This is a genomic window from Streptomyces sp. NPDC047525, from assembly GCF_040643025.1.
GTDB lineage: Bacteria > Actinomycetota > Actinomycetes > Streptomycetales > Streptomycetaceae > Streptomyces > Streptomyces durmitorensis.
This window is the reverse complement of sequence record NZ_JBEYTL010000002.1, coordinates 78,410-103,904: the sequence shown is the minus strand read 5'-3', so window position 1 is coordinate 103,904 and position 25,495 is coordinate 78,410. Positions and strand designations below refer to the sequence as shown.

The window sequence follows — 25,495 nt, the reverse complement described above, 5'->3', positions numbered from 1 at the left end:
GCCGTGCCCGAGGGACCGGCTGTCAGAGCGCCACCTCGGGAGCGTCGCGCACGAACAGCGTGACCGACACACTCTCCTTGAAGCCGTTGCGCCGCATCAGCGCGGCGGACGCCGTGTTGCGCGACTCGACATCGGTCACGACGGCCGTGGCACCGGCGGCGGTCAATGTCGCGCAGCAGGCCTGCACCAAGTGGCTGGCGACGCCCTGCCCCTGGTAGGCGGGGGCGCTGGCGATCCACTCCAGGTTCCCCCAGTCCGCACGCTGGTCGAATCCCATCGAGCCGAGGACGAACCCGGCGAGAGCGTCACCGTCGAGCGCCACCCAGCAGGAGGAGGCATCGGCGTCCATGTGCCCGGCGATCGCCGAAAGGGACCAGGACGTGTACGGCTTCACCGAGGTGTCGTACAGCTCGCGCCCCAGGGCGAGGACGTCGGCCAGATGGGTGGGGGCCATCCGTTCGAGGACGATCGGGGACCGCTGGTGAGCGGCGGCGGCTGACATGGGACCTCCCGGGTGACGGACGCCGGGGCCCGCACGGGGGCGGGGCTGTGACCGGCTGCTTCTCACGCTATGAGGGCCCGGGGAGTCGCGCACGCCAGGAACGGCGGCCACGGCGCCCCCCGGCTGAACCGAGGAGCCCTTTAGCAGACTGCTGTCGCGAGCGCCTATCGTGGTGCGCATGTCCGCTCCTGAGCTGATCCGCATCGTCTCCCGTTCCTCTCCCATGGCGCTGGCCCAGGTGGAGCGCGTACGCGCCGAACTCGCCGCGCTGCATCCCGGGATCCGCACCGAGGTCGTACCGGTCACGACCTCCGGCGACCGGTGGATGGGGGACCTCGCGAAGCTCGGCGGCAAGGGCGCGTTCACCAAGGAGGTCGACGCGGCGCTGCTCGCCGGCGAGGCGGACCTCGCGGTGCACTGCGTCAAGGACGTACCGGCGGACCGGCCGCTTCCGGCGGGCACCACCTTCGCCGCGTTCCTCAAGCGGGACGACATCCGCGACGCGCTCATCCACCCCGGCGGCCTCACCCTGGACGAGCTGCCCGCGGGAACCCGCATCGGCACCTCGTCGGTGCGGCGCATCGCTCAACTCGCTGCGTCACACCCGGAGTTGGAGTGCGTGCCGATGCGCGGGAACGCCGGGCGCCGGATGGAGAAGCTGGCCGCGGGCGACGCGGACGCGCTGCTGCTCGCGGTGTCCGGCCTTGAGCGCATCGACCGTATGGACGTGGTCACCGAGGTCCTGTCGGTGGAGACGATGTGCCCGCCGATCGGCGCGGGGATCCTGGCACTTCAGTGCCGCGAGGACGACACGGAGACCATCGACGCCGTGTCGGGCCTCGGCGACCCCGAGGCCTGGCGGGAGGCCACCGCCGAGCGCATGTTCCTGCACGTCCTTCAGGGGCACTGCAACTCCCCCATCGCCGGGTACGCGCGCTGCGAGCGGGGCGGCGAACTGTCGCTGCGCGCCCGCGTCTTCACCCCGGACGGCAAGACGGTCCTCAACGCCCACGAATGGGCGGGGCCGCTCGATCCGGCGACGCTCGGCACGTCCGTGGCAGTGACGCTGCTGCGCCAGGGCGCCCGCGAGCTGATCGACTCGATCGCGCACTGAAAGCACCGCCGGGGCTGCCGGTGCTGAACTGACGGCACCGACAGCGCTCATACGACGGTGACCTGCACGCCGACGGCGGCGATGGCGTCGAGTTCGTCCCCGGGCGCACCGGCGTCGGTGACCAGGGTGTGCACGCCGGCCGTCGGGCAGATCTTGGCGAACGTCGCCCTGCCGATCTTGGTGTGGTCGGCGACCACGACGGTGCGGCTGCTGTGGCCGGCGAAGGCGCGGTCGGTGGCCGCCTCCAACTGGTCGTGCGTGGTGCACCCGTGGACGGCGCTGATGCCGTCCACGCCGAGGAACGCGATGTCCGTGTGGTGGTCGGCGAGGGTCTTCTCGGCGATGGGGCCGACCAGTTCGTAGCTCTCGCTGCGGGCGGTGCCGCCGACCACGATCAGGGTGACGGTCGGGCGCAGGACGAGGGCGGCCGCGATGTTGACGGCGTTCGTGACGATCGTGACGGGCCCGCGGTCGGCGAGCAGACGGGCCACTTCCGTGGTGGTGCTGCCACCGGTGAGACCGACCACCGCACCGGCGGGGACCAGGTGGGCGGCGGCCCGCGCGATGGCCTGTTTCTGCGGGGAGCGCTGACCGACCCGGTGCCGCAGCGGCACCTCGATGCTCAGGCCGCCGAGGACCGCTCCCCCGTGCGTGCGCTCCAGGAGCCGCTGGTCGCTCAACTGCCGCAGGTCACGGCGCACGGTGGCCTGCGAGACCCGAAGGATCCGGGACAACTGCGCGACGTCCGCGCTGCCTTGGGCAGCGACATGCTCAAGTATCCGCGCCTGGCGGTCGCTTCTCAGCACTGGTCGAGCATAAGCCGGGACGACCGGCCCGAGCAGAGTCCCGCAGGATTGATGCGCGTTTTTGCTCAAGTGCGTCACGTGCTTCTCAGTCCTCTCCTCTTGACATGACTGAAACTGCTCGATTAACTCCCTGGCACGCCGATGCCGAGCACTCGGCGCAGAGGTACGCCCAGCCGGTAGTTGGCCTCGGCCATGAGCCCGGACTGAGTCGCCAGGACCCTTTTCCGTGTCCGAGGCGGGGACGTGCCCTCGGACATCTGGAGCTCCTCGATGAGCCTCAATCGTGTTCTGCGCAGGGGCATCGCCGCGTCCGCGGCGCTCACGGCCACCGCCGCCGCCTGCCTGCTCGCCCCGTCGACGGCGTCCGCGGGCGCAGCCGCCGCCGAACTGCCACCACCGCATGCCGGGTTCGACTACCAGATAGGCGGCGCGTACACGCCGCCCGCCGGGGTCGAGATCGTCAGCCGCGACCGAGCGGCCGCCCCCGCGCCCGGCCTGTACAACATCTGCTACCTCAACGCCTTCCAGGCCCAGCCCGGGGCCGAGGGGGACTGGGACCCCGACCTGCTGCTGCGGGACGCCGACGGCGACGTCGTGTACGACGGCGAGTGGGGCGAGGCCGTCCTGGACATCCGCACCGCGGGCAAGCGCGAGCGCATCGCCGCCAAGGTCGGCGGCTGGATCGACGGCTGTGCCGACAAAGGCTTCCAGGCCGTCGAGCCGGACAACTACGACACCTTCACGCGCTTCCCTGACCTGCTGACGGCCGATCAGGCCATGTCCTACGTCGCGCTGCTGTCCACGCACGCCCACGAACAGGGCCTGGCCGCCGCGCAGAAGAACACTCCCCAGCTGGCGGGCGAGCGCGAGCGGACCGGGCTCGACTTCGCCGTCGCCGAGGAGTGCGGCGCGTACGACGAGTGCGGGGAGTACACCTCCGCGTTCGGTGACGACGTCCTGGTCATCGAGTACACGGACAGCGGTCTGCGCAAGGCCTGTTCGGGCTGGGGCGAGCGGCTGAGCATCGTGCGCCGCGACGTCGCCGTGTCGCCCGCGGGCAGCAGCGGATACGTACGCCGGACCTGCTGAACCGCCGTCATCCGCGTAGCCGTGCCGCGCGGGCCTCCCCGGCGCGCAGATCGCCCCGGAACCGGGCGTCGCGCCCCACTCCCCCGCCATGGACGTTCCGTCGATGGACCCTTCGCGCCGCGGGCGCACCCCGATCCCCCCTGGAGGCAGTGATGACCGCAGGAACCCGAGCGCCGGGAAGACCCTCGCGGCGCAGTCTGCTGCGCGCGGGCGGCGCGGCGGCACTGGCGGCGGGCGGGGGCGCGCTGGCCGGCTGCGGCACGGGGCCCGCCGACGGGGTCGGCCCCGACGGGCGGGTGACCATTCAGCTGTGGCACGGGCAGACGGACACCGCGGCCAAGGTGCTCAAGGGCCTGGTCGCCCGCTTCCACGCCGCTCATCCGGACATCCGCGTCGACCTGGGCGGCGGTGTGCTCGCCGACGCGATGCTGCAGAAGGTCACCGCCGCGCTCGCCTCGGGCTCGTACCCCGATGTCGCCTACGTCTTCGGCTCCGACCTGGCCAGCGTCGCCCGGAGCCCCCAGGTCGTCGACCTGACCTCACATGTGCGCGAAGGGCCGACGCCGTGGCGCGACTTCTGGGCACCGGCCCGGCAGGCCGTCACCGTCAACGGCCGGGTCCGGGCGGTGCCCGCGGTCCTGGACTGCCTCGCCGTGGTCTGCAACAAGAAGCTGTTCGCTCAGGCCGGAATCGATCTGCCCGAGGCGGGCTGGACCTGGCGGGAGTTCACCGACACCGCGCGCCGCCTGACCGATGCCTCCAAGGGACGGTTCGGCACCGGCTGGCCCGGCACCGGCGACGAGGACACCGTGTGGCGGATGTGGCCGATGGTGTGGGACCTGGGCGGCGACGTGATCGCCGACGACGGGCACGGCATCGGCTTCGCGAAGGAGGGCGTACGCGCCCTTGAGGTCGTGCGGGACCTGGCGCGCGACAAGAGCGTCTACGTCGATCCCAAGCCCGGCAGCGAGCAGATGTACCAGGTCTTCCTGTCCGGGCGGATGGGCATGGTGCCCACAGGACCCTGGCAGCTTCCGGACATCACGCAGGCCGAGGTCGACTACCACGTGGTGCCCCTGCCCAGCTTCAGCCGCCGCCCCCTGACCATCTCGGGGCCCGACACGTGGACGGTCTTCGACAACGGCTCGGCCAGGACGGAGGCGGCCCGCACCTTCGTCACCTGGCTCAACCAGCCCGGCCAGGACAGCCGTTGGGCCGTCGAGGCGGGCAGCCTTCCGCTGAGCCGCCGCAGCCAGGACCGTCCGGCCTGGCGCGAGCACGCCGACCGGATGCCGGGCCTTCCGGTGTTCACCGAGGCGGTCGCATCGGCGCGGGTGCGTCCCGTGCACGCCGCCTACCCCCGCATCTCCCAGTCCCTCGGGCAGGCGGTCGTCTCCGTGCTGCTCGGCCGCAAAAGCCCCGCCGACGCGGTGCGCTCCTGCGCCGAAGAGGCCAACGCCGCCCTGCTGATCCCGCGTTGAGGACGTTGAGGACACCGCCATGCCGTCACTTCCCCGCCCCCTGACCCTGCCGCCCGACACCTCCGGCCGACGTGCCCTGCGCCGCCGGCGCCGCGGCGAGACCGCCACCGCCTGGGCCTTCGTCTCCCCCGCGGTGCTCGTCATCCTCGGCCTGAGCGTGCTGCCTGTCGTGTGGTCGCTGCTCCTGTCCTTCCAGGCCAACGACCTGGTCACGCCGAGCCGCTGGGTGGGCCTCGACAACTACCGTGCCCTGTCGCAGGACCCGCACTTCAGCCAGGCCGTGCGCAACACCCTGCTCTACACCTTGTTGTACGTGCCCTTGAGCATCGCCATCGGACTTGCCCTCGCCCTCGCGCTGAACCGGCGGATCCGCTTCGTCGGCCTGTACCGCACCTTGTTCTTCGTGCCGTTCGTCATCTCGGCCACCGCCCAGGGCGTGCTGTTCTCGTTCATCCTCGACCCCGACTTCGGCGCGGCCAACTCCGTCCTTCACCACCTGGGGATCTCGCCCCAGGGCTTCCTCACCGACTCGTCGCAGGCGCTGTTCGTGCTGGTCGCCATCACCCTGTGGAGCGGCACCGGACTGTGCACCGTCATCTACCTGGCCGCGCTGCAGGACGTGGACCAGTCTCTGATCGAGGCCGCCCGCCTGGACGGCGCGGGGCGCAGGCACCTGCTGCGGCACGTGACGCTGCCCGCACTCTCCCCGGTCAGCGTGTTTCTGCTGCTGTGGCAGACCATCCAGTCCCTTCAGGTCTTCGACCTCGTCTATGTGACCACCAAGGGCGGGCCCCTCGGCTCGACCACGGTGATCGTCTACTTCATCTGGGAGCAGGCCTTCAAGAACTTCACCGCCGGGTACGGCGCCGCGGCCGCCTACGTCCTGGCGCTCGCCCTGTTCGTCGTGGCCGCCGTGCTGCGCGTGGTCCGTGGCCGTGAGCGCACCCTTCGTACGAAAGCAGCCGCCTGATGACCGCGACCACCACCGCGCCCGGAACCACCGCACGCCGGGCTTCCGAGCCCGCCACTGTGCGCCAACGCCGCCTCCGGCTGCCCTTCAGCGCCTGGCACGTGCTGCTCGCCCCGCTGGCGCTGCTCTTCGCGGTGCCGCTGCTCTGGCTGCTCCTGAGCTCGGTGATGAGCAACGCGGAGATCAACCGCTTCCCGCCCGCGCTGTGGCCCTCGGGCATCGACCTGGGCGGCTACCGCTATGTCCTTGGCAACGCCATGTTCCCGCGCTGGCTGATGAACTCGGCGATCGTCTCCGCCGTCGCCGTCGCATCGAACCTCGTCTTCGGCGCGCTCGGCGGCTACGCGTTCGCGCGGATGCGCTTCCGCGGCTCGCGGGCACTGCTCGTGCTGATGCTCGCGACCATGGCGGTGCCCTTCCAACTGACGATGATCCCCACCTTCCTGGTGATGAAGAAGCTGGGCCTGATCGACACCCTGGGCGCGCTGATCGTGCCCTCCCTCGTCACGCCGTTCGCGGTGTTCCTGCTGCGGCAGTTCTTCCTCTCCCTGCCCAGGGAGCTGGAGGAGGCCGCCTGGATCGACGGCTGTTCGCGGCTGCGGGTCCTCTGGGCGATCGTGCTCCCGCTGGCGCGGCCCGCGCTTGCCACGGTGGCCGTGCTGACCTTCCTCACCACGTGGAACGACCTGACGTGGCCGCTGATCGCGATCAACCACGACACCCAGTACACGCTGCAGCTGGGTCTCACCACCTTCCAGGGGCAGCACCACACCCGCTGGTCCGCGGTGATGGCGGGCAACGTCATCACCGTCCTTCCGGTCCTGCTCGCGTTCCTCGTCGCGCAGAAGGCCTTCATCCGCTCGGTCACCTCCAGCGGCCTCAAGGGCTGACCTTCTCCGCCCCTCCCCCTCACCTCGCCCTCTCTCCCGCACGATCCGAAGGAACTCGATGCCCCACTCGTACGACCTGCTCGTCATCGGGGACGCCAACCCCGATGTGATCCTGGGCCCGCTGACCGGCCCGCTCGCCTTCGGCCAGCGCGAACAGCTCGTCGACGCCGGGGCACTGACCCTCGGCGGCTCGGCCGCGATCATGGCGTGCGGGGCCGCGCGCCTGGGCCTGAAGGTGGCCTTCGCCGGGCGTGTGGGCGACGACGACGCGGGCCGCTACCTGCGCGACGCGCTCGCCGCCCGCGGCGTCGACACCCGCGCCCTGCGTCTGGACGCCTCCCGGCCGACGCCGCTCACGGTCGTGCTCACCCAGGGCGAGGACCGCGCCATCCTCACCTCTCCGGGCACCCTGACCGCCGTCAGCGGCGACGACGTACCGTCCGAACTGCTCGCCGACGCCCGCCACGTCCACGCCGCCTCGTACTTCCTTCAGCCCCGCCTCGCCGCCGACCTGCCCCAGCTGCTGCGCACCGCGCGATGGCACGGCGCGAGCACATCCCTGGACACCCAGGACGACCCGTCGGGGCGGTGGGAGCCGGGGGCCCTCGAAACGGTCCTCGCCGAGACCGACATCCTGCTGCCCAACGCCCAAGAGGCCCTGCGGTTGGCCGGGCTGTCGTCCGGCACCCCGCAGCAGGCAGCCGAACTGCTCGCCGCGCGCGTCCCGTTGGCCGTCGTCAAGAACGGTGCCGAGGGTGCCTTGTGCCACAACGGCCACACTCTGCTCACCGCGCCGGGCCTCCCCATGGCCCCCGTCGACACCGTCGGCGCCGGAGACAGCTTCGACGCCGGGTTCATCGCCGCCCTCCTCGACGGACGGTCCCCGTACGAGGCACTGCGGTTCGCCGTCACCTGCGGATCCCTGTCCACCCGCGCTCACGGCGGCACCGCGGCCCAGCCCACGCGGGACGAAGTCCTCGCCCACACCACCCCGAGCGGAGCGCACGCCTCATGAACCACCCCAAGATCGCCTTCATCGGTGCGGGCAGCGTCGTCTTCACCCAAGGCCTGCTCGCCGACCTCTTCGCCTTCCCCGATCTGAAGGGCGCCCACATCGCCCTGCACGACATCGACCCCGAACGCCTGACCACCGCACAGGCCGCGGCCGACCACATCGCCGGACACCTCGGCGCGCACGCCACCGTCACCAGCCACGCCGACCGCCGCGCGGCCCTGGCAGGCGCGGACTTCGTCATCAACATCGTGCAGGTCGGCATGGGCGAGGCCACCCGCACCGACTTCGAGGTCCCCGCCCGCCACGGGGTGCGCCAGACCATCGGCGACACCCTCGGCATCGGCGGCATCTTCCGTGCGCTGCGGACCTTCCCGCTCCTGAAGGCACTCGGCGAGGACATCGCCGAACTGTGCCCCGATGCCTGGCTCCTGAACTACACCAACCCCATGGCCATGAACGTCCAGTACCTCACGCAGGCCACAGGGCTGACCCGGGTGGTGGGCCTGTGCCACTCCGTGTACTGGACCATGCGGGACCTGGCCGAGCTGGTGGACGTCCCGTACGAGGAGATCACCTACCTGGCGGCGGGCGTCAACCACCAGGCGTGGGTGCTGAGGTTCGAGCACCAGGGCAGCGACCTCTACCCCCGGCTGGACGAACTGATCGCCCAGGACGCGCAGTTGCGGCGCCGGGTCCGCGTCGACATGTACCGGCGGCTCGGCCACTACCCCACCGAGACCAGCGAGCACTCCTCCGAGTACGTGCCCTGGTACCTGCACCACGACAGCGAGATCGAGCGCCTGCGCCTGCCGATCGGCGCCTACCTCGGCATCGTCGACGAGAACGTCGCCGCCTACCACCACACGCGCGACGCCCTGGCCGCCGGTGAACCCCTCACCGTCGAGGGCACCATGGAGTACGCCCCTCAGATCATCCACAGCATCGTGACCGGCACCCCGCGCACCGTCTACGGCAACGTCCCCAACCACGGCCTGATCGACAACCTCCCGGACCACGGGGTGGTCGAAGTCCCCTGCCTCGTCGACGCCTCCGGCATCCAGCCCACCCGCGCGGGATCCCTGCCCCCGCAGCTGGCCGCGCTCAACCGCACCTACCTCAGCATGAACGACCTGGTCGTCCGGGCCGCCGTCGACGACGAGCCACGCCACATCCGGCACGCGGCGATGACCGACCCGGCCACCGCCGCGGCTCTTCCCGTGGAACAGATCTGGCGGCTGTGCGACGACATGGTCCGCGCCCACGGGGACCGGCTCCAGCCCTCCCTGCGCCGGCTCCTGGGCGACTGAGGAGCCAGTCATCGGCCCGGCAGCCCACCCCTCGCATCCCATGGACACAGAAGGCACCCCCATGTCACTCACCCATCAGGAAATCGACACACAGCCGCAGTGCTGGGAGTACGCCCTGAGGCAACTTCCCGAATACGCGCAGGCCTTGCCCGTCAAGGGCGAGCGCGTCGCCGTGATCGGCTGCGGTACGTCGCTGTTCATGGCCCAGGCCTACGCCCATCTGCGGGAGGACCTGGGGCACGGCCCCACCGACGCGTTCCCCGCATCAGCGGCCCGGCTGGACCGTCCCTACGACCGCATCCTGGCCCTCACTCGCTCCGGCACCACCACCGAGATCCTCACCGCCCTCGGGACGGCCCCCTCCTCCACACGGGTCACCACCGTCACGGCGGTCCCCAGGTCGCCTGCCGCGCGCGCCGCCGACGAGGTGATCATCCTCGACCACGCCGACGAGCGGTCCGTCGTGCAGACACGCTATCCGACCACGCAACTGGCGCTGCTGCTCGCCCACTTGGGCCACGACCTCGGCCAGGCGCTGGCCGACGTGCCCTTGGCCCTGAGCGCACCGCTGGATCCGCGGCTGCTCGCGGCGGAGCAGATCACCTTCCTCGGCGACGGCTGGCACGCCGGGCTCGCGCACGAGGCGGCGCTCAAGGTGCGGGAGGCAGCGGCGCATTGGACGGAGTCCTACCCGGTGATGGAGTACCGCCACGGCCCCATGGCGGTGGCCGGTCCCGGGCGGGCCGTGTGGAGCCTGTCCCCGCTGCCCGCTGATCTCGCCGCCGCCATCGAGGCCACCGGCGCGCATCTGCGCGGCCCGGAGTTCGATCCGCTCGCGGAGCTGGTCCTCGCCCAGCGCCTGGCCGTGCGGCTCGCCGAGAACGCGGGACGCGACCCGGACCGGCCGGCGCACCTGACCCGCTCGGTCGTCCTGGCCTGACGCCTGACGGTCGGCCTGGCCTCACCTTCATCTGCTGCTCCTGACCGTCGGGCCTGGCCTGGCCGTGGAGGTCTCGGCAGACGTACGTAAGATCGACATCGCGTCATATTTCGCCACGGTCTTCGTGACGCGTCGCTCCGGCGGCTCCCTCACCGGCTGCCGCCCTGAACGAAAGTCTTCGATGCACCGCCCGTACCACCCGTACCGCCTGTACCGCTCGCGCCCGGTCCGCCTGGCCGCCTGTGCCGCCGCCGCCCTGGTCCTGTCCGCCGCCTGCACCACCGCCGACGGCAAGGACACCCCGGCCACGGACGGGGCGGACTCCGTGCGCGCGCCGAAGGCCGACGCCGTCTTCGACTACCAGCTCGGCGGACCCTACGCCCCGGACGACGCCGTACGGGCGGTCTCCCGCGACCGCTCCGCCGAGCCGGCCAAGGGCCTGTACAACGTGTGCTACGTCAACGCCTTCCAGACCCAGCCGGGCGACGCCATCACCTGGTGGAAGAAGAAGCACCCCGACCTGCTCCTGAAGGACGACGACGGCTCCCTGGTGGTCGACGACGACTGGGAGGAGCCGCTCCTGGACATCTCCACGCCCGCCAAGCGCCGGGAGCTGATGGACGTCGTCGGGCCGTGGATCGACGGCTGCGCGAAGTCGGGCTTTGACGCCGTCGAGCCCGACAACCTGGACTCCTACGAGCGTTCCGACGACCTCCTCATGCCAGAACACGCCGCCGCCTTCGCCAAGTTGCTGGCCGAGCGGGCCCACAGCCGCGGCCTTGCCATCGCCCAGAAGAACACCACCGACCTCCTCCCCGAGCGCGGCAGGATCGGGTTCGACTTCGCCGTCGTCGAGGAGTGCGCGGCGTACAAGGAGTGCGGCGACTTCGCCGATGCCTACGACGACAAGGTCTTCGCCGTCGAGTACACGCGCAAGGACTACGGCAACGCATGCGACGCCTGGGGCCCTCGCCTGTCCATCACGCTGCGCGACCGCGACGTCAGCCCCAGGGGCGCGAAGGGATACGTCTTCGCGCAGTGCTGAGGGCCCGCTCCTGACGGTTTCACCCTCAGCCCTCAGTCACCCGCAGCCCTCAGCCCTTGACCGCTTCCGCGATCCGCAGGGCCGCCTGGGGCGGTGTGAGGTGTGTGGTGTCGATGACCTCGGCCTCCTCGTGCAGCCAGGTGCGGGCCGCCTCCGCGTAGGGCTCCAGGTAGTCGAGGCGGAACTGTGAGGGGCCCATGACCTCGTCCCCCTCGATGCGCCCGCGGAGGGTGTCCTGGTCGGCGTGGAGGACGAAGTGCTTTACCGGGATGGCGTGTTGGGCGAGGCCCGCGCTGATCTCACGCCAGTACTGCTCCACCAGGACGGTCATGGGCATCACGAGGGTGCCTCCCGTGTAGTCGAGCACGTGCCGGGCGGTCTCGACGACGAGCGGACGCCACGGCGGCCAGTGCTGGAAGTTGCCCGTCCACGGCAACACGGGCTTGATGTCCATCAGTGTCTCGCCGACCTTCTCGGCGTCGAACACCCGGGAATCCGGGAGGAGCTGCTGCACGAGCGCGCTCGTCGTCGTCTTGCCTGCGCCGTAAGTGCCGTTGAGCCATACGATCATGGGTCCCGACGCTAGTGGCGTCCGGGCCGCGGGCAGCGGTCGATCACGTCACAGATCTGGAACAGCGCGGGAGACGGGGCTGCGTGACCCCTCCCCGGCTCCGCCGCCGGTTGCTTAGGCTGGTGGAGGCAGCGCCCCGGCCGTCCGTCGTCAAGGGCCCTGCTCGCCGAAGTACCGATCCCCGAACCGGGACCGGGTCCACCGCACGAGCAGGGAGGCAACCGTGCCGCAGCGCGCCACGCCCCTCCCCGCTGCCCGGGACTCGCGGGCCTCGTGGGCCATCGCGCTCGCCTCCGCGGCGTTGCTCTCGCTCGTCACGCTGTTCGTCCCCTCGGCGTCGCTCTCCTCCCTGACGCCGCAGCCCCAGGCCCCGTCGGCCGCCGCCGAATGGTGTGGCCATCCGCAGGGCCAGCCCGCGCCGCACGCCGCCCTCCTGAACACACCCGCGGTCCGCGGTACGCCTCCCGACGCGTCCCCCTTCCCCCACCCCGGGCTGATCACGGCGACGGCGACCGATCCGGCGTCACACCGCAGCCTCGGCGGACCGGACCAGGCACGCGCGCAGGCCCCGTCCGTCACCCGGCGTTCCGACGGACCGGCCGCGCCCCGTGGCCCTCCGAGTGCTCCGCGCAGCGACATCACCCTCGTCAGCGCCTGACCCGTCCGCGCACCGCGTGCGAGGCGGTCGGGCAGCTGCCCCTTCGTCCTGCCGTGGAGCACTTTCATGTCTCAGACCACATCCCGCGCGCCCTTGTGGCGTGCGCTGTTCGCACTCGCGGTGATCGCCGCGTCCCTGGCCATCGCCCTCACCCAATCCGCCCGCCTGGGTCTCGACCTGCGGGGCGGCACCCAGATCGTCCTGGAGACCAAGGACTCCCCCGACCGGAAGATCAAGGCAGGTCCACAGGCCACCGACCGCGCCCTGGAGGTGCTGCGCCAGCGCGTGGACGCGCTCGGCGTGTCCGAGCCGAGCCTGTCCCGCTCGGGCGACCACCGCATCATCGTCGAGCTGCCGGGAGTCCAGGACCCCCGCGAGGCGGCCGCCGTGATCGGCCGTACCGCTCAGTTGACGGTCCATCCCGTCTCCGGCGTCACCGACCGCGCCCCGGCGGGCGACGGCCGCACCGCCGACGACGGGTCGCGCACGCTCCCCGACCCCGACCAGAAGGGCACCTACCTGCGGCTCGGGGCGACCGCGTTGACGGGTGACGGCGTGAAGGACGCCGATGCCGCCTTCGACCAGCAAGGGATGGCCGGCTGGACCGTCGGCCTGACCTTCAGGGAGGACGCGAGCGGCGACTGGGCGCGCATCACCGGTGCCGCCGCCTGCGCCGCCCAGGGTTCGCCCGAGCGGCGCGTGGCCATCGTCCTCGACGACAAGGTCATCTCCGCACCGGGCATGAACCCCGAAGTGCCGTGCGACACCGGCATCACCGGCGGGGACACGCGTATCACCGGCGGGTTCTCCCACGAGCAGGCCAGGGACCTGGCCGCGCTGGTGAAGGGCGGCGCCCTGCCGGTGCCCGTCGACGTCGTCGAACAGCGGACGGTCGGCGCGACGCTCGGTGCCGACGCCATCGCCGCGTCGACACAGGCGGCGCTCATCGGCCTCGCGCTGACCGCGCTGTTCATCACGGTCGTCTACCGGCTCCTCGGAGCGCTCGCCACCCTCGCGCTCGCGCTGTACGGACTCATCTCGTACGCGGCTCTCGTCGCCCTGGGGGCCACGCTCACGCTGCCGGGTCTCGCCGGCTTCGTCCTGGCGATCGGCATGGCGGTCGACGCGAACGTGCTCGTCTTCGAACGGGCCCGTGAGGAGTATCTCGGCGCACGGACGAAGTCGCTCGACAAGCCACTGGCCTGCGGATTCCGCAAGGCGTGGAGTGCGGTCGTCGACTCCAACATCACCACGCTGCTCGCCGCTGGCCTGCTGTTCTTCTTCGCCACCGGACCCGTCAAGGGGTTCGGTGTGACGCTGTCCATCGGTGTCGTCGCGTCGATGGTGTCGGCGCTCGTCGTCACCCGTGTGCTCGCCGAATTCGCCGTACGGCGACGCTCGGTGCGCAAGCGGCCCGGCATCACCGGCATCACCTCGACGGGGCGTGTGCGCGCGTGGCTGGCGCGGCGAGACCCGCAGATCGTGCGGCACCGCAGGCGCTGGCTCGGCGTCAGCGTGCTGCTCGTGGTGGTCGCGATCGCGGGGATCGCCCTGCGCGGTCTCGCCTTCGGCGTGGAGTTCACGGGCGGGCGGCTCGTCGAGTACTCCACGAGCCGGCCGGTCGACGTGGACACGGCCCGGACCGTCGTGGCCGACGCCGGTTTCCCCCGTGCCGTGGTCCAGGAGTCCGGCGACGGTGACATCTCCGTACGCACGGGTGAACTCTCCGACGACGAACAGCACACCATCAAGCGCGCGCTGGAGAGGCCGGGGGGCGACGTCGGTGTCGAGCGCGACGAGATGATCGGCCCGAGCCTCGGTGACGAGCTACGGGTGAAGGCGTTGATCGCGCTGGGGATCGCCGTCGCCGCGCAGCTCATCTATCTGAGCGTGCGGTTCCGGTGGACGTTCGCCGCGGCGGCCGTGAGCGCGATGGTGCACGACGTACTGGTCGTGGTGGGCCTGTTCGCCTGGCTCGGCAAGCCGGTGGACAGCGTCTTCCTCGCCGCGCTGCTCACCGTCATCGGCTACTCGGTCAATGACACCGTCGTCGTCTTCGACCGCGTGCGGGAGGCGCGGCGCCGCGATCCCCGCATGGACCTGGAGCGCACCGCGAACAGGGCCGTCCTCCAGACCCTGCCGCGCACCGTCAACACCGGCATGGGGGCGCTCTTCATCCTCGCCGCGCTGACCGTGCTCGGCGGGGACTCGCTCGGCGACTTCTCGCTGGCGCTGATCGCGGGCGTGGTGATCGGCACGGTGTCCACCGTGTTCACCGCGGTGCCGACGGCGGTGACGCTGGAGCGGCGCCGTCCTCCGCGGGAGCCGCGCCGTGATCGCGGGCGGTCTGCCGGGGGCGGGAAGGGGCAGAGTCCCCTCGATGCGCGGCGCGCGGCACGGGAGGACACCGGCGCCGTCGTCTGAGCGATGTTCAGCGGAGTGGTTGCGGGCCTCCGTACTCGCTCATCGCGTCGATGAGCCAGCGCGCGAGGTAGTCGGCGAAGGAGGCCCGCGGGAGCAGGCGGTACGTCGGCGCGTCGTCGGTCTGCCAGAGCAGTGCCGCGACGGGGCCCACCGTGGTCGACACCGCTCGGCCAGGGCCGAAGGCTCGTGGATGCAGGTCCAGCGGGCAGCCCTTCTCCAGCACCTGCCGGGCGGCCAGGCCGGTCAGCTCCAGCGTGGTGCGGTTCGCCGAGACGTCCACCACGGAGCCCGGGTCACCGCCCAGGGCCTCCCTCAACTCCGCTGCCACGACGGCACCTTCGGCCTGGGAGAGGACGAGCCACTCGTCCGGGCCGAGCCACAGGACCGTGTGTGCTTCGGATGCGCTGGTGCGACCGCACTCGCGCGGGAGCGGCGCCCCCAGGACCTCCCCGATGCGGCCGGCCGCTTCGGTGGCGGGGGCGACCGCATCGGTGGCGGGGTCGACGCGCAGATTCACCATGGTGACGTACGGCCGCTCGGTCAGCCGCACGCCGCGGGCGCCCGTGACCGTGGCGGTGCGCATCCGCTCTGCCAGATGTGCCAGCGGGCTGCGGCGCAGGCCCGTCAGGCCGGTGGCATCGGTCGGCTCAGCCATCTCGCTTGGTCCCTTCGGGGTCGTAGAGCACGGAGTCGGCCACCAGGACGGGCACCAGGTCATCGCCCACCGGGGCGATGAGGGTCTCGCCGATCCTTGCCCGTCCGTCGGCGACGAGGGCGAGGGCGAAGGGGCGGCCGAGGGCCGGGCTGTGGTAACTGGACGTGACGTGGCCGAGCATCGGCACCGGCCCGGACTCGGGGGTCAAGGGCACGCCCTGAGCAATGAGTTGAGAGCCTTCGGGGAGGCGGGTGCTGCGGTCGCTCGGCAGCAGACCGACCAGCTGCTTGCGGTCGGTGCGGGCCGTGTCCGCGCGCGTGTAGGACCGGTTTCCGACGAAGTCCTTCCGCCGCGAGACCACCCAGGACATGCCCGCGTCCTGTGGTGTGACGGTGCCGTCGGTGTCCTGCCCGACGATGATGAAGCCCTTCTCGGCCCGGAGGACGTGCATGGTCTCGGTGCCGTACGGCGTGATGTCGTACGGCTGCCCGGCCTCGTGCACCTGCTCCCAGACCGCGAGGCCGTACCACGCGGAGACGTTGATCTCGTAGGCGAGTTCGCCGGAGAAGGAGATGCGGCAGACGCGGGCCGGAACGCCGGACGCGAGGGTGGTCTCGCGGAAGGCCATGAACGGGAAGGCGTCGTTCGACAGGTCGATGGCGGGCGCGAGTTCGGCGACGACCTGGCGCGACCGGGGGCCCACGACGGCGATCGTCGACCACTGTTCGGTCACCGAGGTGCAGTGGACGTCGAGTTCGGGCCACTCGGTCTGCAGCCACTCCTCCAGCCAGTCCAGGACATGCGCGGCGCCACCGGTCGTGGTGGTCATGAAGTAGCGGCCCTCGTCGAGACGCAGCGTCACACCGTCGTCGAAGATCATCCCGTCGGGCTTGCACATGACGCCGTACCGGGCCATGCCGGGCTTGAGCTTCTTGAAGGCGTTGGTGTAGATGCGGTTGAGGAACTCCCCCGCGTCCGCGCCCCAGATCTCGATCTTGCCGAGGGTGGAGGCGTCCATGAACGCCACCCCTTCGCGTGCCGCACGGCATTCGCGGGCCACTGCCGTGTCCATGTCCTCACCCGGTGCGGGGTAGTACCACGGGCGCTTCCACTGCCCGACGTCTTCGAACAGCGCCCCGTGGGCCACATGCCAGGGGTGGATCGAGGTCGTGCGCTCCGGATCGAACAGCTCGCCGCGCTCGCGCCCGGCCAGGGCGGCGAAGGCCACCGGCGTGTAGGGCGCGCGGTAGGAGGTGGTGCCGATCTCCCCGGGGGACGCGCCCGCGCCGAGTGCCTCGGCGATCACGCCGATCGCGTTGACGCCGGACGTCTTGCCCTGGTCGTTGGCCGTTCCCAGCGAGGTGAAGCGCTTGACGTGCTCGACACCGCGCATGCCGGCGCCGGTGGACCGCCACACGTCGGCGACGGTGACATCGCGCTGGAGGTCCACGAAGTGGGTGTCCCAGGTGGCGGGGTCCTGGGCGCCGCCGGGAGCGGGGACCAGCCACAGGGCGCGGGTGGCGGGGCGTGCTTCCTCGGAGAGGGCCGCGGGCACCGGGAGGGGGAAACCGGCGTCCGTCGCTGCCAGCGCACCGGCCCGCCTTCCTTCGGCCAGCGCGGCGTCAAGGCCGTACGTCCCGCGGGCCGCACCGACGACATGCTGGTCGCGCACGGTGCCGTCGGGCACGAAGGCGACCAGGTCCTCGTCCCAGCGCAGGCGGCCCTGGCGCTGGCTGTGCAGGTGCACCACCGGGCTCCAGCCGCCCGAGACGGCGAGCAGGTCGCAGGCGAACGACTCCGGTACGCCGGTGAGTTGACCGTCCGCGTCGAGGGCCTGGACGGTGACCCCGGAGAGCCGGGCCTCGCCCGCGGTGTCGATCACGGCGCTGCCCCGCAGCACCCGCACGCCCGTCACGGCGGCGATCTCGGCGGCACGGCGGGAGAGGCTGGGGCGGGCGTCGACGACGGCGGCGATGTCGATCCCGGCGGCATGCAGGTCGGCGACCGTGTCGTAGGCGCTGTCGTTGGTCGTGCTCACCACGGCCCGCGAACCGGGGGCCACGGCATACCGGTTGAGGTACGAGCGCACGGCCGCGGCCAGCATCACTCCGGGCCGGTCGTTGCCCGCGAAGACCAGCGGACGCTCGTGCGCGCCGGTCGCCAGGACCACCTGGCGGGCCCTGATGTGCCACAGCCGTTGGCGCGAGACGCCTTCGGAGGGCTCGGGGGCGTCGGCGCCCAGGTGGTCGGTGCGCCGTTGCAGGGCGAGCAGGTAGTTGTCGTCGTAGCTGCCGAACGCGGTGGTGCGCGGCAGGAGGACGACCTCAGGGGCCGCTTCGAGCGCTGTGCGGACGTCGGCGACCCAGTCGAGGGCGGGCTGCCCGGCGACCGTTTCGGTACGTCCCGAGAGCAGTGAACCGCCGGGCTCGGGCTGGTCGTCGACGAGGATCACGCGGGCGCCGGAGTCGGCGGCAGCGGCGGCTGCCGCGAGCCCGGCCGGTCCCGCGCCGACGACCAGGACGTCGGTGTGCACGTACTTCTTGTCGTAGACGGCGGGGTCGGGGGTCGGGTCGAGCCGTCCCATCCCGGAGAGCGTCGTGGCGGACAGGCCGTCGTACAGCTCCACGGTCGTCGCGGGCAGCATGCCTTCGGAACATGAACCCCCTAGCTGTACAAGGGCGTTGGGCTCCTCCACTCCCGCGGCGACGATGCCACGCGGGCGGCCGCGGTAGAGCGACGGTGCGGCCTGGACGACGCCGTTCGCCAGCATCGCCGATGCGAGGGTGTCGCCGGGGTGGCCGGTCAGCTCCCGTCCGTCGACGGTGAAGTGCAGGACGGTGCCACGGTCGAGGCGGCCCCCGTCCCCGAGCCGGAACTGCTGGTCGGTCATCGTTCTCCTCCGGCGGCCGGTGCGGCGAGGTCGGGACGCGGCTCGTCGGGCCGGTAGGTGGCGAGCACCTCGTAAGTGGCCGTGTCCCGCAGGGCGTTGAACCAGCGGCGGCAGCCGTGGCCGTGCATCCAGCGTTCGGCGAAGGGGCCCTTGGGGTTGTCGCGGTAGAAGACGTACTCGGCCCACTGCCGGTCGTCGAGATCCGCGGTGTTCTCCGGGTAGGGGACGTGGGCCTGTCCCCCGTAGTGGTACTCGGTCTCGTCGCGCGGACCGCACCACGGGCAGGTGATCAGCAGCATCGGATCCTCCTCTCAGTGGGCCACGGCGGCGGCGCCGTGTTCGTCGATCAGTGCGCCCGTGGTGAAGCGTTCGAGGGCGAAGGGGGCGTTGAGAGGGTGCGGTTCGCCGGTGGCGATGGTGTGGGCGAAGGTCCAGCCGGCCGCCGGGGTGGCCTTGAAACCGCCGGTTCCCCAGCCGCAGTTGACGTAGAGGTTCTCGACGGGCGTGGCGCCGATGATCGGCGACGCGTCGGGGGTGACGTCGACGATGCCGCCCCAGGTCCGCAGCACGTGCGCGCGGGCGAAGACGGGGAACAGCTCGACGGCGGCTGCCATCTGATGCTCGATCACATGGAAGGAGCCTCGCTGCCCGTAGCCGTTGTACGTGTCGACGCCCGCGCCCATCACCAGCTCGCCCTTGTGCGCCTGGGAGACGTAGACGTGCACGTGGTTCGACATCACCACGGTGGGGTGGACCGGTTCGTGCAGTTCGGAGACCAGCGCCTGGAGAGGATGGGACTGCACGGGCAGCCGTACGCCCGCCTTCTCGGCCAGGACGCTGCTGTGCCCGGCGGCCGCGAGCCCGACCCTCCCCGCGCGGATGCGGCCACGGTTGGTCTCGACGCCCACGACCCGGTCGCCGTCCTTGAGGAAGCCGGTGACCTCGCACCCCTGGATGAGGTCCACGCCCATCTCGTCGGCCCTGCGGGCCAGCGCCCAGGCGACGTGGTCGTGCTTGGCTATGCCGGCCCGCGGCTGGAAGGTGCCGCCGAGCACCGGATAGCGGGTGTCGGGCGAGACGTTGAGGATGGGGCAGACCTTGGCGACCTCGTCGGGGTCGAGCCAGTCCGCGTCGACGCCGTTGAGACGGTTGGCGTTGACGCGGCGCACGCTCTCGCGCACGTCCTGGAGCGTGTGCGCGAGGTTGAGCACGCCGCGCTGGCTGAACAGGAAGTCGTAGTCCAGCTCTTCGGGGAGTCGCTCCCACAGTCCGAGGGCGTGTTCGTAGATCGCCGCGCTCTCGTCCAGGAGGTAGTTGGAGCGGATGATCGTGGTGTTGCGGGCCATGTTGCCGCCGGCCAGCCAGCCCTTCTCCAGGACGGCGACGTTCGTGATGCCGTGGTTCTTGGCGAGGTAGTAGGCGGTGGCCAGGCCGTGGCCTCCCGCGCCGACGATGACGACGTCGTACGACGGGCGGGGGTCGGGGTTGCGCCAGAGGAAGTCGGGGTGCTCCGGCAGCGGCTCGGTGGTCATGCCGCGTCTCCGTTCGGGTCGTTCAGGCCGTGCGGGGCGTGCGGGGCGTGCGGGGCGTGCGGGGCGTGCGGGGCGTGCGGGTCACTCAAGTGGGGATAGAGGGGGAACGCGCCTGCGAGCTTCTCGACCCGGTCGCGCAGCAGGCCCGCGCGCTCGTCGCCGAACCGCTCGTCCTTCAGCGCCTCGGCGATGACGTCGGCGACCTCACGGAACTCCGTCTCGCCGAAGCCGCGGGTGGCCAGGGCCGGGGTACCGATCCGCAGGCCCGACGAGACCATCGGGGGTCGCGGGTCGAAGGGCACCGCGTTGCGGTTGACGGTGATGCCGACGCGGTGGAGGCGGTCCTCCGCCTGCTGCCCGTCCAGGGCGGAGTTGCGCAGGTCGACGAGGACCAGATGGACTTCGGTGCCACCGGTGAGGACCGTGATCCCGGCCTCGGCGACATCGTCGGCGAGCAGCCGCCCGGCGAGGATGCGGGCTCCGTCCAGGGTGCGCCGCTGTCGCTCCCTGAACTCCTCCCCCGCCGCCGCCTTGAAGGCGACCGCCTTGGCCGCGATGACATGTTCCAGGGGGCCGCCCTGCTGGCCGGGGAAGACCGCGGAGTTGATCTTCTTGGCCAGGCCTGCCCTGCTGAGGATCACCCCGCCGCGCGGCCCTCCGAGGGTCTTGTGCGTGGTGGTCGTCACGACATCGGCGTACGGCACCGGGCTGGGGTGGAGGCCCGCGGCAACGAGCCCGGCGAAGTGCGCCATGTCGACCATCAGGTACGCGCCGACCTCGTCGGCGATACGCCGGAACGCGGCGAAGTCGAGACGGCGGGAGTAGGCCGACCACCCGGCGACGATCAGCTTCGGCCGGTGTGTCCGGGCGAGCTCCGCCACCTCGTCCATGTCGACCCGCAGGTCGGCGGCGCGCACGTGGTACGGGACCACGTTGTAGAGCTTGCCGGAGTAGTTGATGCGCATGCCGTGGGTGAGGTGCCCGCCGTGCGCCAGGTCGAGGCCGAGGATCGTGTCACCGGGGTCGAGCAGCGCGAACATCGCGGCAGCGTTGGCCTGGGCGCCCGAGTGGGGCTGCACGTTGGCGGCCTCGGCGCCGAACAGTTCCTTCACCCGGTCGATGGCCAACTGCTCGATGACGTCGACGTGTTCACAGCCGCCGTAGTAGCGGCGGCCCGGATATCCCTCGGCGTACTTGTTGGTCAGCACGGAGCCCTGGGCCTCCATCACGGCGGCCGGGGTGAAGTTCTCCGAGGCGATCATCTCGAGGGTGGACTGCTGACGGTGCAGCTCGGCCCCGACGGCAGCGGCGACCTCCGGGTCGAAGGCGCCGAGCGGGAGCGAGAGGGACGAGGCGACTGTGGTGATCGACGGGTTCGTTGCCATCTGTGCACCATCCTGAGAGCCAGGTAATGGACAACTGATATATCAGCCTGTGCGGTAAGGTATGGGAGCTCGTGCGACAGGTCAAGGGGGCTTTCATGCAGCAGCTGGGCACCGCGCCGAGAGGTGAGGAGCTGTCCCTTGCCGAACGCGCCTACCGCGCGATTCGCGACTGGCTCGTGATGCTGGAGATCCGCCCCGGAGCGCCGATCAACGAGGACCAGCTTGCGCAGTCCCTCGGCGTCGGACGGACCCCGGTGCGCGAAGCGCTCAAGCGGCTCCAGTACGAGCGCCTGATCACGACGTACCCCCGGCGCGGCACCTTCGCCACCGACGTCAACATCACCGACCTGGCCCACATCTCAGAGGTGCGCCAGGAGTTGGAGCCCCTGGCCGCGGCCCAGGCCGCACGGCGCGCCACGACCGCGGACCGGGCGGCCCTGACGGCACTCCGCGAGGAGCTGGACGGCGTGGACTCCGGTGCGCACGACCCGGCCGAGCTGATGCGCCTGGACCTCCAGGTCCACCGCGCCATCTACGCGGCCACACACAACCCGTACCTGGAAGACACCCTGGTCCGGCACGACAACCTGGCCACCCGCATCTGGTGCCTGTTCATCGACCGACTGCCCGGCATGACCGGCCACGTCCAGGAGCACGGCCCCCTGCTGCAGGCGATCGTCGCCGGCGACCCCGACAAGGCGGCACAGCTCACCCGCGACCACGTCGAGGGCTTCGAGCGGGCCATCCGCGAAGCCATCTGAGGCGCTCCGTCCGACCTCACCTCGGGTCCATGAGGCCGGTGCGCCGCGCATAGTCCTCGAGAGGCTCTGCCGATGCCCACCACGACCGGTAGTAGTCCCGGAAGGAATTCACGGCCTCAGCCGTCTCCAGGCTGTGCCCGCTCATGAAGGATCCGTCGGCGGTCAGCAGCAACAGGACCGCGGTGTCGTCGATGATCGCCATGTTGACCGCGTCCACACCGCTGTTGGTGGTCACGACGCGGGCGTGGTAGTTGGCGAGACCGCGCATCTCTTCGCAGTGCTCGCGCAGCCACAAGCGCATGGCGCTCCTGCCTGGTTCCTGGGCGGGAACACCGATGATGCGGTTGAACGAAGCGCCGGGATTGCGCCGGGTCCAGTCTGCCGCTGCCCTGAAGTACTCCTGTGCGGCGGGGGATTGGAAGCTCGGCGGTGCCGTGTTGCGCACGTAGCTCGTGTAGACATGACGCTCGGCCGTGCGCACCAGACGGACGAACGACAGGAAGAATTCGTCACTGGTGCGGTAGTGCGTGGAGGGCGCGGGAGCCTGTCGGTCACGGATCTCTATGGCGATCGACAGCAGGACGTACAGGACCGCGTAGATGAGCGGGATCTGCCACTTCACGTCCCACGCGAAGAGGTTCGCGACGATCGACCCGCCCATCACGAACAGGAGAGCGAGCAGCAGCAGCTTCTGCTCGACGGACTGCAAGGTGACCACCCGTCGCATCAGCCCCGCCCCCGCCCTCGCCCCCGTCGCGCCCTGCGCACCACCCCCGCCGCCAAGCGGGTTGGCACGCGCTTCGTGTCTACCCTTCAAGCCGGGTGGGAATGCGACTCCGAAGCAGCTCGAACCACACCCTGAGCCCCTTTCCTGCCTTTCCGGCCGACGGCCGGTTCCTGGGATAGCCTCCGGGCGTGAGCACCGGACAGGACGGCCCAGAGGCCGAGAAGTGGCTGGCGGACACCCGGGCGTCCTACGACGCCGACGCCACCAGCTACGCGGACGAGACGCGAAACCTCCTGGCCGAACTGCCGCCCGAGCAGGACGTCATGGCGCTGTTCGCCGAGCGGGTGCGGGCACACGGCGGCGGGCCCGTCGCGGACGTGGGGTGCGGACCCGGGCGGATCACCGCCCACCTGAGGGACCTCGGCGTGGACGCCTTCGGCATCGATCTGTCGCCCCGGATGATCGAGGTGGCGCGGCGTGAGCATCCCGGCGTGCGGTTCGAGGAGGGGTCGATGACTCAACTCGACTTCGCGGACGGCACGTTGGCCGCTCTGGTCGCCTGGTACTCGATCATCCACGTCCCCGATGAAGCGATCGGCGCGGTCCTCGCCGGCTTCCGTCGGGTGCTGCGGCCCGGTGGTCCGCTACTGGTGGGTTTCCACGTCGGCGACCCCTCACCGCCCGAGCCGCAGGAGAACGGCGAGCGCTGGCCGGAGTCCTACGTCCGTCGTCGCGAGCCGAGTCAAGTGGCTGCCTGGATCGAGGAGGCCGGCTTCACCCTCGAGGCGCACCCCACGCTCACGTCGGCCGCGCGCAAGCTCGGCGGCGTGCTGCTGGCGCACCGCTAGGCCGTCGCCCAGCCGCCGGCGGAAGCCTGCGGCAGTCGGTGAGTACCTCGGCTTCGGGGGAAAACCAGTGGAACAGCGCCCCGGTGCGCCACTACGGTGCTGCCCGACCAAGTCGTCTGGGCAAGGACGTGCCGTTGTACACCCTGTGAGACCTCCCGAGTGCTGATTCGTCGCGCGTCGCGCATGTGCGCCGCGCTGCTTTTTGCTGCGGACTTCTCACTGAAACCGGTGTACTTCTGTGCTCAACGACTGGGTGGTCATGCCCACCTGCCTTCCGACCGTTCTCCGGCGCTGCCACGCGTGCGCGTCCCAGCGCTTTGGGGCCGACGGAAAATTTCGCGTCAACGCACACCACAAGCTCATCGACGCCTGGCTCCTCGTACTCTGTGCCGCGTGCGGGGAAACCGCGAAGCTCACGGTCCTGGAGCGGATGAATGTGCGCTCCGTACGACCTGAGCTGCTGGACCGGCTGCACGACAACGACCCCGCCCTGGCAGCTGAGCTGCTCCAGGATCCGGTCATGCGGCGCCGCAATCGCATCGCCCTCGACTGGGACGGCGCGTGGCGCCTCGACACCGGCGGATCGGACCATCTGGACCGCGAGGTGATCGACGTGTCGGTCCGCTTCGCGGCGCGGATCCCTGTCCGGCCGGTGCGTGTCATCGCTGAAGGCTGCGGTCTTTCGCGCTCCGAGGTCGAGCGGTTGATCACGGAGGGGAAGGTCGTCTCGGCCGTCCGGCTGAGCGGCAAGCTCTCCGGCGACTTCACCTTCACGCTCAAGCGCTGAGCCCTCTCGGTGACCAGGGCCTGTCCGGCAGTACTCGCCGGACAGGCCCTGGTCCGTGCAGCGGGTCAACGGGCGGCCCGCCGCAGGCGACCGCTCTCAGAGCGGCTCGCCGTAGCGGGCGGCGAACGCGGCGGCGCGGTCGCGCAGGGAGGTGCGCAGCGACTGCGGGGCCAGGGCTTCCGCGTCCGTGCCGAGCTGCCACAGCGCCCATTCGGCGTGACGTGAATCCTGGTAGGTCACCTCAAGGCGCAGCCATCCGTCTGCGTCGGGGTCTTCCGCGCGAACTGCCAGCGCGGTGTCCAGCAGGTCCTCGCGCCGCGCCGGGTTCACCCGCACCAGCACGGTGACGTGGTCGCCGCCGGAGAGGAACCGCGCGGAGCGTTCCCGCCAGATCCGGTCCAGATCGACCCGGTTGGGCCGCTGTGCCGTTTCGGGGAGTTCCTCGGCGGCCAGCACCCGCGACAGCCGGTAGGTGCGGTCGGCGCCGGCTCTCGTGGCCAGCAGGTAGCCCCGGTCGCGTACGGTGACCAGGCCGATCGGGTCCACCGTGCGCCACTGTGGCGCCTGGCCCGTGGCCGCGTAGTGGATGCGCAGCTTGTGTCCGGCGAGCACCGCACGCCGGACCTCGAACATGGTGGTGTCGGGCACCTCCTCGGTCACCTGCCGACGTGAGAGCAGGTCGGTCTCCGGGTCGACGAGGAACCGCTGGACCGCGTCGCTCGCGGTCGCGCGGTGGCTTTCGGGCAGCGCGTCGAGCACCTTGCGCATGGCCGAGGCGAGCGCCGAGCCGAGGCCGAACACCTGCTCTCCGCGCCCCGATCCGGCGGCCAGCAGGGCAAGGGCCTCGTCGTGGTTCAGTCCGGTGAGCTCGGTCCGGAAACCGGGGGACAACGCGAACCCGCCGTGCCGCCCGCGTTCGGCGTAGACCGGGACGCCGGCCGAGGACAGCGCCTCGATGTCGCGCAGCACAGTGCGGGTGGATACCTCCAGCTCGCGGGCCAGCGTGTCCGCGGTCAGCAGACCGCGCTGACGGAGCAGGAGCACCAACGAGACCAACCGGTCGGCGCGCATGCGGGAACTTTATCGAAATACATGACC

At 71.1% G+C, this 25,495-nt stretch carries 24 protein-coding genes; 14 read left to right on the top strand and 10 right to left on the bottom strand.

The window, feature by feature from the left end; all coding sequences use genetic code 11:
• Positions 1–22: 22 nt before the first annotated feature.
• Positions 23–502, bottom strand: coding sequence for a GNAT family N-acetyltransferase (locus tag ABZ833_RS05845; RefSeq protein WP_361041644.1), 480 nt, complete (start codon positions 500–502; stop codon positions 23–25).
• Between the two features lie 178 nt (positions 503–680).
• On the opposite strand from ABZ833_RS05845, the gene hemC reads away from it, so the two are divergent.
• Positions 681–1,616, top strand: coding sequence for a hydroxymethylbilane synthase (gene hemC / locus ABZ833_RS05840; protein ID WP_361041641.1), 936 nt, complete (start codon positions 681–683; stop codon positions 1,614–1,616).
• 47 nt (positions 1,617–1,663) lie between these two features.
• Here hemC and ABZ833_RS05835 read toward each other — a convergent pair whose 3' ends face one another.
• Positions 1,664–2,422: a DeoR/GlpR family DNA-binding transcription regulator gene (locus tag ABZ833_RS05835; protein ID WP_361041638.1), complete on the bottom strand. Its 759-nt coding sequence runs from the start codon at positions 2,420–2,422 to the stop codon at positions 1,664–1,666.
• 270 nt (positions 2,423–2,692) lie between these two features.
• Between ABZ833_RS05835 and ABZ833_RS05830 the strand changes: the two genes are divergently transcribed.
• The 8 genes from ABZ833_RS05830 (at position 2,693) to ABZ833_RS05795 (ending at position 11,159) form a co-directional block, all read left to right on the top strand.
• Positions 2,693–3,511, top strand: a complete 819-nt coding sequence (locus tag ABZ833_RS05830; protein WP_361041636.1) for an endo alpha-1,4 polygalactosaminidase — start codon at positions 2,693–2,695, stop codon at positions 3,509–3,511.
• A gap of 152 nt (positions 3,512–3,663) precedes the next feature.
• Positions 3,664–4,992 carry an ABC transporter substrate-binding protein gene (locus ABZ833_RS05825; RefSeq protein WP_361041634.1) on the top strand — a complete coding sequence of 443 codons (1,329 nt, stop codon included), beginning with the start codon at positions 3,664–3,666 and terminating at the stop codon, positions 4,990–4,992.
• 19 nt (positions 4,993–5,011) lie between these two features.
• Positions 5,012–5,962 carry a sugar ABC transporter permease gene (locus ABZ833_RS05820; RefSeq protein ID WP_361041632.1) on the top strand — a complete coding sequence of 317 codons (951 nt, stop codon included), beginning with the start codon at positions 5,012–5,014 and terminating at the stop codon, positions 5,960–5,962.
• On the top strand, positions 5,962–6,852 hold the full coding sequence (locus ABZ833_RS05815) for a carbohydrate ABC transporter permease (protein ID WP_361041630.1): 891 nt from the start codon (positions 5,962–5,964) through the stop codon (positions 6,850–6,852). The genes ABZ833_RS05820 and ABZ833_RS05815 overlap by 1 nt, the downstream gene beginning before the upstream one ends.
• A 58-nt stretch (positions 6,853–6,910) precedes the next feature.
• Positions 6,911–7,867 carry a carbohydrate kinase family protein gene (locus ABZ833_RS05810; RefSeq protein ID WP_361041627.1) on the top strand — a complete coding sequence of 319 codons (957 nt, stop codon included), beginning with the start codon at positions 6,911–6,913 and terminating at the stop codon, positions 7,865–7,867.
• Entirely contained in the window at positions 7,864–9,174 is a 1,311-nt protein-coding gene (locus ABZ833_RS05805; RefSeq protein WP_361041624.1) for an alpha-glucosidase/alpha-galactosidase, read from the top strand. The genes ABZ833_RS05810 and ABZ833_RS05805 overlap by 4 nt, the downstream gene beginning before the upstream one ends.
• Positions 9,175–9,235: 61 nt before the next feature.
• A complete protein-coding gene (locus tag ABZ833_RS05800; RefSeq protein WP_361041622.1) occupies positions 9,236–10,114 on the top strand; it encodes an SIS domain-containing protein in 879 nt (292 codons plus the stop codon).
• 181 nt (positions 10,115–10,295) lie between these two features.
• Positions 10,296–11,159, top strand: a complete 864-nt coding sequence (locus tag ABZ833_RS05795; protein WP_361041618.1) for an endo alpha-1,4 polygalactosaminidase — start codon at positions 10,296–10,298, stop codon at positions 11,157–11,159.
• Positions 11,160–11,208: 49 nt separating this feature from the next.
• On the opposite strand, the gene ABZ833_RS05790 is transcribed toward ABZ833_RS05795, so the two are convergent.
• A complete protein-coding gene (locus ABZ833_RS05790; protein WP_361041616.1) occupies positions 11,209–11,730 on the bottom strand; it encodes an ATP-binding protein in 522 nt (173 codons plus the stop codon).
• A gap of 223 nt (positions 11,731–11,953) precedes the next feature.
• Between ABZ833_RS05790 and ABZ833_RS05785 the strand changes: the two genes are divergently transcribed.
• Positions 11,954–12,388: a hypothetical protein gene (locus tag ABZ833_RS05785; RefSeq protein ID WP_361041614.1), complete on the top strand. Its 435-nt coding sequence runs from the start codon at positions 11,954–11,956 to the stop codon at positions 12,386–12,388.
• Positions 12,389–12,454: 66 nt separating this feature from the next.
• Positions 12,455–14,812, top strand: a complete 2,358-nt coding sequence (secD, locus tag ABZ833_RS05780; protein WP_361041611.1) for a protein translocase subunit SecD — start codon at positions 12,455–12,457, stop codon at positions 14,810–14,812.
• 7 nt (positions 14,813–14,819) lie between these two features.
• Here secD and ABZ833_RS05775 read toward each other — a convergent pair whose 3' ends face one another.
• The 5 genes from ABZ833_RS05775 to glyA are packed head-to-tail and all read right to left on the bottom strand — an operon-like array spanning position 14,820 to position 21,274.
• Positions 14,820–15,467: a sarcosine oxidase subunit gamma family protein gene (locus tag ABZ833_RS05775; RefSeq protein ID WP_361041608.1), complete on the bottom strand. Its 648-nt coding sequence runs from the start codon at positions 15,465–15,467 to the stop codon at positions 14,820–14,822.
• Positions 15,460–18,357 (bottom strand): sarcosine oxidase subunit alpha family protein, encoded by a 2,898-nt coding sequence (locus ABZ833_RS05770; protein ID WP_361041605.1) that lies wholly within the window; start codon positions 18,355–18,357, stop codon positions 15,460–15,462. The genes ABZ833_RS05775 and ABZ833_RS05770 overlap by 8 nt, the downstream gene beginning before the upstream one ends.
• On the bottom strand, positions 18,354–18,656 hold the full coding sequence (locus tag ABZ833_RS05765) for a sarcosine oxidase subunit delta (protein ID WP_361041602.1): 303 nt from the start codon (positions 18,654–18,656) through the stop codon (positions 18,354–18,356). The genes ABZ833_RS05770 and ABZ833_RS05765 overlap by 4 nt, the downstream gene beginning before the upstream one ends.
• A gap of 12 nt (positions 18,657–18,668) precedes the next feature.
• Complete coding sequence (locus ABZ833_RS05760; RefSeq protein WP_361041599.1) at positions 18,669–19,889, bottom strand: sarcosine oxidase subunit beta family protein; 1,221 nt, start codon at positions 19,887–19,889, stop codon at positions 18,669–18,671.
• On the bottom strand, positions 19,886–21,274 hold the full coding sequence (gene glyA, locus ABZ833_RS05755) for a serine hydroxymethyltransferase (RefSeq protein WP_361041596.1): 1,389 nt from the start codon (positions 21,272–21,274) through the stop codon (positions 19,886–19,888). Before glyA ends, ABZ833_RS05760 begins: the two co-directional genes overlap by 4 nt.
• 95 nt (positions 21,275–21,369) lie before the next feature.
• Here glyA and ABZ833_RS05750 point away from each other — a divergent pair, with 95 nt between their 5' ends.
• Positions 21,370–22,035 carry a GntR family transcriptional regulator gene (locus ABZ833_RS05750; RefSeq protein ID WP_361041594.1) on the top strand — a complete coding sequence of 222 codons (666 nt, stop codon included), beginning with the start codon at positions 21,370–21,372 and terminating at the stop codon, positions 22,033–22,035.
• A 16-nt stretch (positions 22,036–22,051) separates the two neighbouring features.
• On the opposite strand, the gene ABZ833_RS05745 is transcribed toward ABZ833_RS05750, so the two are convergent.
• Complete coding sequence (locus ABZ833_RS05745; RefSeq protein WP_361041592.1) at positions 22,052–22,762, bottom strand: hypothetical protein; 711 nt, start codon at positions 22,760–22,762, stop codon at positions 22,052–22,054.
• A gap of 188 nt (positions 22,763–22,950) precedes the next feature.
• Here ABZ833_RS05745 and ABZ833_RS05740 point away from each other — a divergent pair, with 188 nt between their 5' ends.
• Positions 22,951–23,610, top strand: a complete 660-nt coding sequence (locus ABZ833_RS05740; RefSeq protein WP_361041588.1) for a methyltransferase domain-containing protein — start codon at positions 22,951–22,953, stop codon at positions 23,608–23,610.
• A gap of 238 nt (positions 23,611–23,848) precedes the next feature.
• On the top strand, positions 23,849–24,397 hold the full coding sequence (locus tag ABZ833_RS05735; protein WP_361041585.1) for a DUF1062 domain-containing protein: 549 nt from the start codon (positions 23,849–23,851) through the stop codon (positions 24,395–24,397).
• 96 nt (positions 24,398–24,493) lie between these two features.
• Here ABZ833_RS05735 and ABZ833_RS05730 read toward each other — a convergent pair whose 3' ends face one another.
• Positions 24,494–25,468 (bottom strand): WYL domain-containing protein, encoded by a 975-nt coding sequence (locus ABZ833_RS05730; RefSeq protein ID WP_361041582.1) that lies wholly within the window; start codon positions 25,466–25,468, stop codon positions 24,494–24,496.
• Between the last annotated feature and the right edge of the window lie 27 nt (positions 25,469–25,495).

What these genes read in the sequence shown, in the direction of transcription:
- ABZ833_RS05830 (WP_361041636.1), top strand. Translation starts at nt 2,693, where the DNA reads ATGAGCCTCAATCGTGTTCTGCGCAGGGGCATCGCCGCGTCCGCGGCG.
- ABZ833_RS05745 (WP_361041592.1), bottom strand. Translation starts at nt 22,762, where the DNA reads ATGCGACGGGTGGTCACCTTGCAGTCCGTCGAGCAGAAGCTGCTGCTG.
- ABZ833_RS05760 (WP_361041599.1), bottom strand. Translation starts at nt 19,889, where the DNA reads ATGACCACCGAGCCGCTGCCGGAGCACCCCGACTTCCTCTGGCGCAAC.
- ABZ833_RS05800 (WP_361041622.1), top strand. Translation starts at nt 9,236, where the DNA reads ATGTCACTCACCCATCAGGAAATCGACACACAGCCGCAGTGCTGGGAG.
- ABZ833_RS05805 (WP_361041624.1), top strand. Translation starts at nt 7,864, where the DNA reads ATGAACCACCCCAAGATCGCCTTCATCGGTGCGGGCAGCGTCGTCTTC.
- ABZ833_RS05790 (WP_361041616.1), bottom strand. Translation starts at nt 11,730, where the DNA reads ATGATCGTATGGCTCAACGGCACTTACGGCGCAGGCAAGACGACGACG.
- secD (WP_361041611.1), top strand. Translation starts at nt 12,455, where the DNA reads ATGTCTCAGACCACATCCCGCGCGCCCTTGTGGCGTGCGCTGTTCGCA.
- ABZ833_RS05770 (WP_361041605.1), bottom strand. Translation starts at nt 18,357, where the DNA reads ATGACCGACCAGCAGTTCCGGCTCGGGGACGGGGGCCGCCTCGACCGT.
- ABZ833_RS05845 (WP_361041644.1), bottom strand. Translation starts at nt 502, where the DNA reads ATGTCAGCCGCCGCCGCTCACCAGCGGTCCCCGATCGTCCTCGAACGG.
- ABZ833_RS05730 (WP_361041582.1), bottom strand. Translation starts at nt 25,468, where the DNA reads ATGCGCGCCGACCGGTTGGTCTCGTTGGTGCTCCTGCTCCGTCAGCGC.
- glyA (WP_361041596.1), bottom strand. Translation starts at nt 21,274, where the DNA reads ATGGCAACGAACCCGTCGATCACCACAGTCGCCTCGTCCCTCTCGCTC.
- ABZ833_RS05815 (WP_361041630.1), top strand. Translation starts at nt 5,962, where the DNA reads ATGACCGCGACCACCACCGCGCCCGGAACCACCGCACGCCGGGCTTCC.
- hemC (WP_361041641.1), top strand. Translation starts at nt 681, where the DNA reads ATGTCCGCTCCTGAGCTGATCCGCATCGTCTCCCGTTCCTCTCCCATG.
- ABZ833_RS05750 (WP_361041594.1), top strand. Translation starts at nt 21,370, where the DNA reads ATGCAGCAGCTGGGCACCGCGCCGAGAGGTGAGGAGCTGTCCCTTGCC.
- ABZ833_RS05795 (WP_361041618.1), top strand. Translation starts at nt 10,296, where the DNA reads ATGCACCGCCCGTACCACCCGTACCGCCTGTACCGCTCGCGCCCGGTC.
- ABZ833_RS05775 (WP_361041608.1), bottom strand. Translation starts at nt 15,467, where the DNA reads ATGGCTGAGCCGACCGATGCCACCGGCCTGACGGGCCTGCGCCGCAGC.
- ABZ833_RS05810 (WP_361041627.1), top strand. Translation starts at nt 6,911, where the DNA reads ATGCCCCACTCGTACGACCTGCTCGTCATCGGGGACGCCAACCCCGAT.
- ABZ833_RS05765 (WP_361041602.1), bottom strand. Translation starts at nt 18,656, where the DNA reads ATGCTGCTGATCACCTGCCCGTGGTGCGGTCCGCGCGACGAGACCGAG.
- ABZ833_RS05825 (WP_361041634.1), top strand. Translation starts at nt 3,664, where the DNA reads ATGACCGCAGGAACCCGAGCGCCGGGAAGACCCTCGCGGCGCAGTCTG.
- ABZ833_RS05820 (WP_361041632.1), top strand. Translation starts at nt 5,012, where the DNA reads ATGCCGTCACTTCCCCGCCCCCTGACCCTGCCGCCCGACACCTCCGGC.